General features: G+C 60.6%; 10 protein-coding genes. 2 read left to right on the top strand and 8 right to left on the bottom strand.

All coding sequences use genetic code 11. From position 1 onward, the window contains the following. Nucleotides 1-59: 59 nt before the first annotated feature. From KF821_05435 to maf, 8 genes are all read right to left on the bottom strand, one after another. Nucleotides 60-1,109 (bottom strand): ABC transporter permease, encoded by a 1,050-nt coding sequence (locus tag KF821_05435; protein MBX3005252.1) that lies wholly within the window; start codon nt 1,107-1,109, stop codon nt 60-62. A 13-nt stretch (nt 1,110-1,122) separates the two neighbouring features. Then, nucleotides 1,123-2,187 (bottom strand): ABC transporter permease, encoded by a 1,065-nt coding sequence (locus tag KF821_05440; GenBank protein MBX3005253.1) that lies wholly within the window; start codon nt 2,185-2,187, stop codon nt 1,123-1,125. A 141-nt stretch (nt 2,188-2,328) separates the two neighbouring features. Then, nucleotides 2,329-4,302: an ABC transporter substrate-binding protein gene (locus KF821_05445; GenBank protein ID MBX3005254.1), complete on the bottom strand. Its 1,974-nt coding sequence runs from the start codon at nt 4,300-4,302 to the stop codon at nt 2,329-2,331. 114 nt (nt 4,303-4,416) lie between these two features. Next, on the bottom strand, nt 4,417-5,415 hold the full coding sequence (locus tag KF821_05450; protein ID MBX3005255.1) for a dipeptide ABC transporter ATP-binding protein: 999 nt from the start codon (nt 5,413-5,415) through the stop codon (nt 4,417-4,419). Nucleotides 5,416-5,426: 11 nt separating this feature from the next. Next, a complete protein-coding gene (locus KF821_05455) occupies nt 5,427-6,419 on the bottom strand; it encodes an ABC transporter ATP-binding protein (protein MBX3005256.1) in 993 nt (330 codons plus the stop codon). Nucleotides 6,420-6,572: 153 nt separating this feature from the next. Next, complete coding sequence (gene rsgA / locus KF821_05460) at nt 6,573-7,475, bottom strand: ribosome small subunit-dependent GTPase A (protein MBX3005257.1); 903 nt, start codon at nt 7,473-7,475, stop codon at nt 6,573-6,575. Between the two features lie 5 nt (nt 7,476-7,480). After that, nucleotides 7,481-9,739: a hypothetical protein gene (locus KF821_05465; GenBank protein ID MBX3005258.1), complete on the bottom strand. Its 2,259-nt coding sequence runs from the start codon at nt 9,737-9,739 to the stop codon at nt 7,481-7,483. Further along, nucleotides 9,740-10,405 (bottom strand): septum formation protein Maf, encoded by a 666-nt coding sequence (gene maf / locus KF821_05470; GenBank protein MBX3005259.1) that lies wholly within the window; start codon nt 10,403-10,405, stop codon nt 9,740-9,742. 65 nt (nt 10,406-10,470) lie between these two features. Between maf and xpt the strand changes: the two genes are divergently transcribed. Further along, nucleotides 10,471-11,043 (top strand): xanthine phosphoribosyltransferase, encoded by a 573-nt coding sequence (gene xpt, locus KF821_05475; GenBank protein ID MBX3005260.1) that lies wholly within the window; start codon nt 10,471-10,473, stop codon nt 11,041-11,043. Continuing rightward, on the top strand, nt 11,040-12,575 hold the full coding sequence (gene guaA / locus KF821_05480; protein ID MBX3005261.1) for a glutamine-hydrolyzing GMP synthase: 1,536 nt from the start codon (nt 11,040-11,042) through the stop codon (nt 12,573-12,575). The genes xpt and guaA overlap by 4 nt, the downstream gene beginning before the upstream one ends. Nucleotides 12,576-12,659 lie beyond the last annotated feature (84 nt).

The raw sequence follows: 12,659 nt of genomic DNA on the forward strand, positions 1-12,659 counted from the left end.
CGCTAGTAACAACCCTGCCAGTGTTTGCAAACGCGCGGAGTGCAACGTTCTTCGCGAGGTTAGGCTTTGCCACGCATACGCGGGTCAAGCACATCGCGCAGCGCGTCGCCCACCAGGTTCCAGCCCATCACGAACAACACCAGGGTGAGGCCGGGGAAGGCCACAATGTACCAGTAGGTATTCAGGCTGGTGATCCAGTTGCGGGCGAAGCTGAGCACCTGGCCCCAGTCTGCATAGCCGACCTCGGTACCGATACCCAGGAAGGACAACGCTGCAAATGAGAGCACGACATCACCGATGGCCAGCGAAGCCAGCACCAGTGAGGGGAAGATGGCATTGGGCAGAATGTGGCGGAAGAGGATGCGCGGATCGCTGACGCCGATCACTTTGGCTGCCATCACGTAATCACGCTCTTTTACCGAGAGAATATCGCCACGGATGATACGTGAATAGCCCATCCACCCAAATGAAGTAAGCGCGATGATAGACGGTATCAGGCTCTTACCTATTTTTGGCGTCAGAATGGCCGCTAAGATCAATGCCGCCAAGATGAACGGCAGGGTCAAAAAGACATCGACAATACGCATGATCACGTTGTCAACTGAACCACCGTAGTAGGCTGAAACCGAGCCCACGACGATACCAATGGTAAAGGTGACGATCACCACGATGAAACCGGTCTTGAAGGCGGTACGCGTGCCCCATACCAGGCCATAGAACATATCGTACTGACCCTGCGAAGTGCCTAGGACATGGGTCCATTCCTCGGTGCCCATAATCGGCTTCCACCAGAAGGGCAACTCGGGCACATTACGGGTCCAGGGGGTGCCGGGCGGTTTGGGCTCGGCGCTGAAGCCGTCACGCGGGATCGTGTAGGGGTCATCGGCGTTGACCGGCGGAATGATCCACGGGGCACCGAGGGCGATCAAAGCAAAAAAGCCAATCAGGATAAAGCCAATCACCGAGGCCGGTGTTTTGGCCAGGCCGGTGAGGACGCGGTAATACTCCGGGCCTACAGCACGCTCCAGGGCGCTGATCTTGCGCACCGGGGCGCCGAGCTCAGCGGCGGGGAATGCCGCGTCTGGCGAGTTAACAGTCGTTTCAGCCATTCTGATTTCGCTCCTAGGAGAGTCTTACACGCGGGTCGATCATTGCATAGAGCACGTCGACCACGAGGTTGGCAGCAATAAGGATGAAGCCGTTGAAGAGCGCAAAGCCCAACACGGTGATCACGTCGAGCTGTTGGGCCGCATTGGCGGCCGCCTGGCCGATGCCAGGGTAATTGAAGACGGTCTCGGTGATCACCACACCGCCCAATAAGCCCACGACCTGAAAGCCGGCCAGGGTGATCACGGGGATCATGGCGTTGGGGCGGGCGTGCTTGTTGATCACCGTCTTCTCCGGCAGGCCCTTGGCGCGCGCCGTCACCACATACTCCTGGCGCAGCGTCTCGAGCATGGAAGCACGCGTGACGCGCAGGAAAGTAGCCCAACTGATGTAGGAGAGGGTGAGGATCGGCAGCACCATATGGCGCAGGGCATCAAAGAAGATATCAAAGCGCCCATTCAGCAAAGCGTCAAAGGTGAGCAAGCCCGTAAAGCGCTGGAATTCAGGGCTATGGATGACGCGGCTGGAGACATCGGCGATACGGCCAGGAGCAAACCAGTCCAGGCCAACATAGAAGATCATTAGCGCCATGAGGCCAAACACAAAGGTGGGCAGCGAGGTGCCGACAATACTGAAGACACGTGCCAGCTGATCCACCAGGCTGTTGTGTTTCACCGCGGCTTGCACACCCAGCCAAATGCCCACCAGGATCACCGGGGCAGCCGCCCAGATCGTCAGATCGAGCGTATTGGGGAATTTCTGGCGGATCAGATCGGCGACCGGCTGAGACGCGGTGCGCGAGTAGCCAAAATCACCGTAGAGGATGCCACCGGTGCGCTCGCCGGTGGTCTCATTCACCGTGCCGGTGAGCCAGCGCCAGTACTGAATATGGATCGGCTGGTCCAGGCCATAGATCTTGATAATGCCGTCGACCATCTTCTCATTGCGCGGGATATCGCGCACATACAGCGCGGCACGCTCAGCCGGGCTGAGGAATTGCAACATGCCGAAGATGAGCACGGTCACCCCGAAGAGCAGTACGGGAACCAGCAACAGGCGTCTGATAATGTAGGTGAGCATTTATTCGCTTCTCCAGTTGTTCTTCTTCCGCTGCGGGTCAAAGATGGAGTTTGACCGGCAGCGGCAAAAGAAAAAGGGACAGGAAGGGTGGGGAGCAAAGCTCCCCACCCTTTTTGTTGCAGTTGCTTCTAAGCGCTACTACTAGTCCTTGTAGATGGTGTAGTAGTAGTTGCCGGGGAAGATCGCGTTCAGAACCTGACCCTGAACCCAGCGCTGCGAGAAGCCGTGACCGGTGGCGTTGACGATGGGCACACCGGGGACGTTCTCATAGTACGCCTGGTTGAAGTCCAGGTAGATCTGGTGGCGAGCAGCCGGATCGGTCTCAGCCACACCTGCGTTCAGGTACTCGCGGAACTGCTCAACCAAAGCCTCGGGCAGGCGCTGGCGGTTGCCATAGGTGCCCGTGGTGTACGGCTGGTACCAGTTGTGCGGGTCGTGGATATCTTCCAACCAACCACCGGTCATGACCGGGATCTGGGAAGCACGCTGAGCGGTCAGGTAGGACGGCCAAGGCAGACCCAAGACTTCCACGCGGAAGTTCGGGTTCACCACAGCCAGGTTGGCGGCCATGATCTCGGCCACGTTCTGGCGGGAGGTGTTGCCCAGGTTGTACAGCATCTGGACGCGGAAACCAGTGGTCCAAACGTCGCCCTCAGGATCGTCACCGGCGGGGATGCCGTCGTGATCCAGGTCAGCAGCCTTGAAGGCAGCTTCAGCAGCGGCCAAGTCAAAGGTGTAGTGCGGGGCGTTGGCGTCGTAGCCAGGCATGCCCGGCAGCGGCAGGGAGACGGGCTGAACAGCCTCACCCAGGAACACTTCGTCAATCAGGGTCTGATAGTCGAAGGCATAGGCAAAGCCCTTGCGGATGTTGACATCGGCAAAGAAGTCAGCCGGAACACCATTGCCATCCAGCGCGCCGGAACCCACATAGGGGTTGCCCGCGGTGGCGATGTCAAAGGTGAACAGGATCACGTCCTGGGTCAGACCCGGGCGGCCCACACGCACGCGCAGGGGGCCATCACCCACGGCTTCGCATTCGTAGGATTCGGTGTCCAAGTTCCAGGTGCACCACTCACCAGCCAGCGGATCCACCTGAGGCGCATCCTGGCGGTTCACAACGGCGACGTCAGCGTCACCGGCCTGCAGCATGGCGAAGCGGGTACCCCACTCGTCGATGCCCTGAATTACCACGCGCTCCAGCTTAGCGGGTTCGCGCCAGTAGTTCTCATTGCGGGCCAGAACGATTTCCTCACCCGGGGTCCAGCGCTCCAACTTGAAGGCGCCGGTACCGTTGGCGATACCAGTGAAGGGATCCTCAGCGGCGGTCATGGCGTAGAAGTTCTGCCAAGTGTCGCAGGAACCATCCCAACCACCGTTAGCTACCACCCACTCCTGGTCCATGATGGAACCCCAGGCGTTGGCGATGGTGGGCAAGAAAGGACCCCAAGGCTGAGCCAGGGTCATGGTGACGGTGCCAGCGGCGTCGTCAGCCACGATGGCGGCCTTGATCTGCTCACAGGCGGCAACCAAAGCGGCCGGGTCAGCGGCCTGCATGGCAGCACGATCGTCAGCGGAGGCGCCGCCATCAACAATGATGCTGATGTCGTCGTTACCTACGCCGAAGAAGGGCTCAGCCAGCATCCACTGCGGGGAGCTGTAGCTACCCTGCAGAATGCCACGCTGGTAGGAGTACGCCACGTCCGAAGCAGTCAGCTCGCCACCTTCGTGGAAGGTGACGCCTGGGCGGATGTGGAAGGTGTACACGGTGCCGTCGTCAGACAGCTCCCAGGACTCGGCCAACTGAGGCACGAACTTGTCCGTGCTCTCGCCATCGTAGAACACCAGCGTCTCATAGACGTTGAAGATGACCGTGGCGCTGGCGGTATCGTAAGCGAGCGCGGGGTCAAGGGTGTCGATGTCACCAATGGTGGCTTCCACGAAGGTCGTGGGGTCGGCTGAGTGGTACTCAGCGCTGCTGCTGCTGCCGCTGTCAGTGCTGGAGCTTGTGCCAGAGTCAGTATTGGCAGTGGTAGCCGGGGCGGCGGTGCCGCCACAAGCCACCAACACAAAGCTAGCAATGACAAGGAGGCTAAACAAAGTAAACAGTTTACGCATTTATCTTCTCCTCTTTCATTTTTGCTTTATTGTGGTAATGCTTGAAACGAAGTATAGGCTACTCGAGGTTTCCACCTCCTTTCGTTATTAACTAAGCAGTCTACCACTAAATCATTAGCTAACAAACTGGTCAGCAAAATGACAGGCTACAAAGTGGTGCGGCTTTAATTCACGGAATTCCGGGCGCTCTTCGGCGCAGCGCTGCTCGGCGATCGGGCAGCGGGTGCGGAAGCGGCAACCGGAGGGGGGATTGGCGGGGGAGGGCACATCGCCGGTGAGGATGGTGCGCTGGCGCTGGGCATCCGCCCGCGGGTCCGGCACCGGGATGGCCGAGAGCAGCGCCTGGGTGTAGGGGTGCAGGGGGTTATCGTAGATCTCGTTGCGGTCAGCCAGCTCGACGATCACGCCCAGGTACATCACGGCTACGCGGTCACTGATATGGCGCACCATCGAAAGGTCATGGGCGATGAATAGATAGGTCAACTTGAACTTGGACTGCAGATCCTGCAGCAAGTTGACCACCTGGGCCTGAATGGATACATCCAGGGCCGAGATGGGCTCATCACACACCACGAAATACGGGTTCAAGGCCAGGGCACGCGCAATGCCGATGCGCTGGCGCTGCCCCCCCGAGAATTCGTGGGGGTAGCGGTCAGAGAACGAGGGGTTGAGGCGCACCAGCTCAAGCAGCTCTTTGACGCGGTCGCGCGTCTGCTTGCCATGGGTGACCTTGTGCACTTCCAGCGGCTCGCCAACGATCTCGCCCACGGTCATGCGCGGGTTCAGGCTGGCATACGGATCCTGGAAGATCATTTGCATCTTGCGGCGCATGGCGCGCATTTCATTGTTGCGCAAGGTGGACAAATCCTCACCATCGAAGATCACCTTACCGGCCGTGGGCTTGTAGAGCTGCAAGATCGTGCGCCCGGTGGTGGATTTGCCACAACCGGATTCGCCCACCAGGCCCAGCGTTTCACCACGCTTGACCTGGAAGCTCACACCGTCGACGGCGCGCACGGCGCCTACCTGGCGGCGCACCACCCCACGGTAAATGGGGAAGTGCATTTCGAGATCTTCTACTTCCAACAAGTAATCGTTGTTGCCGTTGTTCATTGTCGTCTGATTCATTTGCGCAACTTCCCAGTCTTGGTGTCTACCCAGCAGGCCACCTTATGGCCTTCTTCGATTGTGATCAGGGGCGGGTTTTCCGTGCGGCACTTGGGCTGCACCCATTTGCAACGCGGCGCAAAGGGGCAGCTGGTGGGTTTCTGGTACAGGATCGGCGGCAACCCTTCGATCGCCTCGAGGTGGCGGCGGCCATCTTTATCGATACGCGGCAAGCTATCCAGCAGGCCCTGGGTGTAAGGATGCTCAGGGTTGGCATAGAGCGCATCTACTTTGGCTTCTTCAATAATGAAGCCACCGTACATCACCATCACCCGGTGGGCTAAACCAGCCACTACGCCCAGGTCATGCGTGATCCAGATGATGGACATGCCCATCTCCTGGCGCAGGCGCTTAACCAAATCGATGATCTGCGCCTGAATGGTAACGTCCAGGGCGGTGGTGGGCTCATCGGCGATCAGCACCTGCGGGTTGCACGAGAGCGCCATGGCGATCATCACGCGCTGGCGCATACCGCCGGAGAACTGGTGCGGGTAATCATCCAGGCGCGCTTCGGCGTTGGGGATGCCCACCAGCTCAAGCAGCTCAGCGGCACGCTTGCGCGCCTCGGCCTTGCTCATCTTGAGGTGCAATAGCAGCGGTTCTTCAATTTGCTTGCCGATGGTGAGCACAGGGTTGAGCGAGGTCATGGGGTCTTGGAATACCAAGCTGATGCGCGCCCCACGAACCTGGCGCAACTGCTCATTATTCATTTTCAACAGGTCTTTGCCGTCAAACACGGCTTCGCCCGCCACCACTTTTCCCGGAGGGCTAGGCACCAGACCCAAGACAGACAGCATGGTTACGCTTTTACCGGAACCACTCTCGCCCACTACCGCTAATGTTTCGCCACTATGTAAATCAAAGGATACACCGTTGACTGCATGGATCACACCTTCTGCAGTTTTGAAGGTAGTCTCCAAGTCTTTGACGTTCAGCAAAATGTCAGCCATTTAAATCGTCGCTTCTCCTTTGACGTAGAGTGCATGTAGGGCTTGTACAAGTCTTGTACTATCAAACAGTAAAAAGAGAGTATATCATTTTTGGTGTTTCGCCCATCTTTTTAAGATTAATCTGGGCGCCGGGTCTGCAATCGCAAGAAGGTACTATTCTGCGCCGCTGCGCAGCAGGCGATAGGATTCGTAGCGCTCAGGATGGATCTGCCCCTGGGCTACCGCGGCAGTCACCGCACAGCCAGGCTCATCCAGGTGGCGGCAAGCCCGGTAATGACAGGCGTGAATCAGAGGTTTGATCTCGGGAAAGTAGCCATCCAACTCTTCAGGCTGAATGTCCCACAGGGCTAGCGCCTTGATGCCCGGCGTATCAGCCACATAGCCGCCGCCTTCCAGCTTGTACATCAGCCGTTCGGCCGTGGTGTGGCGCCCCTTGCCAGAGCTGGCTTGCACACTGCCCACGCGTAAATTCAGGCCGGGTTGCACCGCATTCATCAGGCTGGATTTTCCGGTACCCGAAGGCCCCGCCAAAACCGATAGCTTGCCTTGCAATGTGCTGCGCAATTCATCAATGCCCAGCCCCTGTGCTACCGACGTATAGTGCAGCGGGTAGCCCAAGCTGGCGTAGTGGCCAAACAACGCTGCGGCCTGTGCCTGCCCCACCAGATCGACCTTGCTGGCCACAATGTGCGCGGGGATGTTTTGCGCCTCAGCGATCACCAGAAAGCGATCGAGCATGCGCATGCGCGGCGCTGGGTCAGCACAGGCGAAGATGAACAAGGCTTGGTCAGGATTGGCCACCAGCACCTGCTCGTAGTCGCCATTGGGGCGCGGGTCCTGGCGCACCAGAGCGCGGCGGCGGGGCGCCACGGCCTCGATCATCGGCTCGGCGCCAGCCTCCACGAGCAGCTCCACTTCGTCACCGATGGCAACGATGTCGCCGGTGGGGCGCCCTTGCTTCAGGCGGCCGCGCAACCGCGCCACAAATTCTCCTTGAGCGGTTTCGACGGTGTAGAAACCGGATTGCGAGCGCGTAACCAGGCCGCGGAGCTGCATGGCGGCTAAGGCTCTGGCGTCTCTTCGGCGGCTTGCTGCGTGGCCAAGGCCTCCGCCGTGGCGGTGGCCTCCGCTTGCAGCGCGGCGCTGAAGAAGATCGGGTTAACTACGCCGAATTCCAGCTCCCACGGGTAATTGGGGCCAGGGCTGTTCAGGAAGTAGTAGCTGGCCACGCGGCGGAAGATCGGCGCCGCGAAATCTGAGCCATCGCCGACGTTCTCCACCAGCACCGCAATGGCAATATCCGGCTGGTTTTCACGGCCGGCATCGGTGTAGCCCACAAACCAGGCATGCGGCAGCAGGCCAGTGCCGGCGGTGGCCGTGCCAGTCTTGCCGTAGACGGGGAAGCCAAAGCCAGTGAAGCGGCGGTAGGCGGTGCCGCGCGAATTGGCTACGACCATCCGCATACCTTCGCGCATCGTCTCCAACGTAGTTTCACTGATCGGCAAAGTGCCTTTGACTTCTGGTGCGAAGCTGAGCACTTCATCGCCGTTGGCGTTGACCACGCGCTCCACCAGGCTGGGCACATACAGGGTGCCGCCATTGCCGATGGCGGCGGTGTACACCGCCGCTTGCAGCGGCGTGATCAGCGTGGTGCCCTGGCCAAAGGCCTGCTGCACCGCCTGGCTACGGCCCAGCTCCTCATCGGCGGCCTCAGGGTCAACCACCGAGCCGGCGACCTCGTTGAGGGTTTGGATGCCGGTGGGGCTGCCCAGGCCAAAGCCGCGCGCCATCTCGGCCACGGCGTTCTTGAAGCCGGCGTTGTAAAGATCCATACCGATCTGGTAGAACCACGGATTGCAGGAACGCATGATGCCTTCGATCAGGGTCAGCGTACCGCTGGCGGGCAAGTCCTTGTCCAGCGTCCAGTCGATCAGCGGCTGGCCGGGCAGGCCGTGCCACTCTTGCACACAGTCGAGAGTTTGATCAGGGGTGAACTGTCCGCTCTCGACGGCCGCCGAGTAGGTGATCAGCTTGAAGATCGAGCCTGGGGGATACTGCCCCTGAGTGGCGCGATTGAAGAAAACGTCATCGCCGCCGGTGAAGTAGGAGTTCCACTCCGAGTTCGGGTCGTTGAAATCGGCCCAGTTTTGGTTGAAGCCGGGCGAGGAAACCATCGCCAGGATCTTGCCCGTGTCGCGCTCGAGCACCACGATGGCGCCGCGGAAATCTTTGATCGCTTCCTGGGCGCGGCGCTGCAACTCGGCATCCAAGGTGGTGTAGATCGAATCCGCCGGTTGCGCGGCGCTCTCGGCCAGCTTGGTGACCACTTCGCCGGCAGGGTTGAGCACATACAACGAGCCACCGCGCTTGCCGGCCAGGTACTCCTCGCCCCAGGCCTCGAGCCCCAGGCGGCCAATGCGGTCATCACTGTGGTAGCCACGCGGAATGTACTCGGGCACTTGCTCCGCGGGGATGGAGGCGTAGTAGCCTACCGTCTGCGGCGCCAGGCCGCTGTTGTAATAGAGGCGCGTGTCGTAATACTCAAAGCGGATGCCCGAAAGCTCGCCCCAATCGCCCGCACGCGCCTGGAATTCATCCTCAGACACTTCGGCAATGGGCACATAAAAAGGCGCTTCGCTATTTTCAGGGAACAGCAGCCGGCTGATCTCAGATACCGGGCGGCGGCTGACGCGGGCCAACTCACTAATCACGCGGTTGGCGTGCTCTTCCTGGATCAAGCTGGGCAGGGCCCCCACCGCCACGGCAGTGGTGCCACCGGCGATCACATCGCCATTGCGGTCATAGATCAGGCCACGCGTGGGCACGGCGCGCTGCATACTGAGTGTGTTGCCGCCGGCCAGTTCCGGCAGGATGATGCGCTCATCCCAACGCACGCGCCAGTTGGCGCCTTCGAGGCTCAGATCCATCGCCGTGTCGCGGCTTATCGGGCCGATCACCGCCGAGTTCAAGGTGACGCGGTAGCCCACCTGCGCGGTCTGCGGGTTGGTGAGTGCTTGCAAAATTTCGTAATCGACGCGGAAGAGGTTCGCCTGGGTGGCTACGTCAGCATAGCGGGCCACAAAATCTTCTTCGCTGATGCGGCTACGGCTCTCGGCATCCAGCATCGTATACATCGCCGGGTAGTTGCCTGCGTTCCAGGCATCCAAATAGGCCCGCGCCGCCTGTTCCACATCCGGCGCGGAGCTGATGTTGATTTGTGGAGTAGGCAGATCTGCACTGCCGCCCAAGCCGCAGGCGCTTAACAGCACGGCCAGGAAGGTGAGGCATATCAGACTGCGGCGCAGGAAGGTGCGTTGCATTTAATACTCCCAGTTCAAGATTGGTTGGCTGACAGGGCAGGCATAGTGCAGATGGTGCTGGCATGCCGCGGGCACATCCACCGCCAGGGGCATACCCCAACGCAGCCAGTTACGCAGCAGATGGCACAGCGGCAGCCCAGCTACATTGGCAAAACATCCGCTGAAGTCTTCCACCGGATGAAAGCTGGCATTTTGTATCCCATAGGCGCCAGCTTTGTCCAGAGGTTCGCCACTGGCGATATAGGCGCTCATCTCGCTATCAGAATAGTTGCGCATCGGCACCGGGCTAAAAGCCAGCTCGGCCACCTCGGCGCCGCTGGCGGTGTTGAGCAGGCACAGGCCACTATAGACTTCATGGGCGTGGCCGCGCAAGGCCCGCAGGATGCGCTCGGCGTCGGCGGCATCCTGTGGCTTGCCGATGATCTCGCCGGCGTGCACTACCGTGGTGTCGGCGGCGATGACGATTGCCTGGCGTGCCTCTAGGCGGGCGGCGATGGCCTGGGCCTTGCCGCGCGCCAGGCGCACCACATAGTCGCTCGGCACCTCGCCCGGCAACACGTCCTCATTAATATCCGCGGGCATCACTTCAAATGGTTGGCCAAAAAGCCCCAGCAATTCTTTGCGCCGCGGCGAGGTGGAAGCGAGGATCAAGGGCAAGTTTTGCATCACTCCATTTTAGCCGCTGCCAATCGCTGCGGCCCCCAGCCACCTTTGCGTTAAAATGCTGCCGTATGGACATGCTGCGCGAGCGCATTCGTACTGAAGGCCGCAACCTGGGTGGCGGCATCTTGAAGGTGGATGGCTTCATCAACCATCAAGTCGACCCGTCACTCATGGAAGCCTGTGGCCGCGCCTTCGCCGAGCAGTTCAAAGATCGTGGCGCCACCAAAATTCTCACCGCCGAGATCTCAGGCATTGCCCCTGCCCTCACCACCGGGTTGCACTTGAACCTGCCGGTGGTATACGCCCGCAAGAACAAACCGATCACCATGCCAGACCAGGTCTTCCTGACGCTGGCGCCCTCGCACACCAAAGGGCGCATGGTGGAGCTGATCGTCTCACCGGAGTATCTCTCCGGCGGCGAGAAGGTACTGATCATCGATGATTTCCTCGCCAGCGGCGCTACCATCCTGGGTTTGGCGCGCCTGGCGCAAACCGCCGGCGCCGAAGTGGTAGGCGTGGGCACCTTGGTGGAAAAAACGTTTGAAGCGGGGCGTGCCGCGCTGGCGGTGCTGAATGTGCCTATCGTTTCCCTGGTAGCCATCAGCAGCATGGATGGCGAGCGCATCGAATTTGCCCCATGATCATTGTTCTGGATTTTGGTTCACAGACCTCACAACTAATTGCCCGCCGCTTGCGCGAGGCGCAGATCTTTTGCCAACTCTTCGCCTGGGATACTCCAGCGGATGAGATCCTGGCGCTCAAACCGCAGGGCTATGTACTCTCCGGCGGGCCGGCTTCGGTGTACGAAGCCGGGGCGCCGCAGCTTCCTGAATATGTGATCGAAAGCGGCAAGCCGGTGCTAGGCATCTGCTACGGCATGCAAGCGCTCACTCACAGCCTGGGCGGCAGCGTGGCCGCCAGCCAACAGCGTGAATTCGGCTCGGCCCAATTGCGCACCATCGCCGCCAACCCTCTGCTGCCCAGCGGGGAGCAGACGGTGTGGATGTCGCACGGGGATCGTATTGAGCACGCCCCGGAAGGTTTTACCGCCATTGGCGCCACGGCGAATGCCCCCGTGGCCGCCATGGCGAATGTGGCGCGCGGCTACTTTGGCGTGCAGTTCCACCCTGAGGTTCATCACACCCCCGGTGGCAGTGAGATCCTGCGCCGCTTTGCGGTGGATATTTGCGGGGCCACGCCGGATTGGTCACCGGGGGTGATCGTAGAGCAATCGATCCAGGCCATTCAAGACCAGGTAGGCAACGAGAACGCCCTGGCGGCGATCAGTGGCGGGCTCGATTCGAGCGTGGCATCGGCGCTGGTGCACGCCGCCATCGGCGACCAACTGGTCGCCATGTTTGTGGATACGGGCTTGCTGCGCCAAGGCGAGCGCGAAGAGGTGATCCAGGCCCTGCAAAGCGGGCTGGGCATCGAGCTGGTGGTTGTGGATGCGGCGGCAATGTTCCTAGCCGATCTGCAAGGGGTCAGTGACCCCGAAGAGAAGCGCCGCCGCATTGGCGAACGCTTTATCCGCGTGTTTGAAGCCCAAGCGCAACAACTCGGCTTGCCACCCTATTTGGTGCAAGGCACGATCTACCCGGATGTGATCGAATCGCGCGCCCCGGAACGCCAGCACGCCCAGCGCATCAAAACGCATCACAATGTCGGTGGGCTGCCCAAGAACATGGGCTTCAAGCTGGTTGAGCCGCTGCGCTATCTATTCAAAGATGAAGTGCGCAAAGTGGGCCAAAGCCTGGGCCTGCCGGCCGAGCTGCTTTGGCGCCAGCCCTTCCCCGGGCCGGGCCTGGCGGTGCGCTGCCTGGGTGAGGTCACCGCGCCGCGGCTGGCCGCCCTGCGCGCCGCCGATGCCATCTTCACCACTGAGCTGCGCCAGGCCGGCCTCGTGAACCGGCCCGAGGCGCCGTTGGCACAAGCCTTTGCAGTGCTGCTGCCCGTGCGCAGCGTGGGCGTGATGGGCGATCAGCGTACCTACCAGGAAACCGTGGCGCTGCGCGCCGTCGCCAGCCAGGATTTTATGACTGCCGACTGGGCCAGCCTGCCCGAGGATATGCTGCGCCGCGTCTCCAGCCGCATCGTGAATGAAGTGCCGGGGGTGAACCGCGTGGTCTACGACATCAGCAGCAAGCCGCCCGCTACGATCGAATGGGAATAGCGCCCGCATTCGCAGCTATTCACCGCAATACAGTAGCAATTTATTCAAACGCGTTTCAAACCCGCCCGCAAAGACGTTCTACGC

The sequence above is a fragment of the Anaerolineales bacterium genome (assembly GCA_019637755.1).
Classification (GTDB): Bacteria; Chloroflexota; Anaerolineae; order Anaerolineales; family UBA11579; genus JAMCZK01.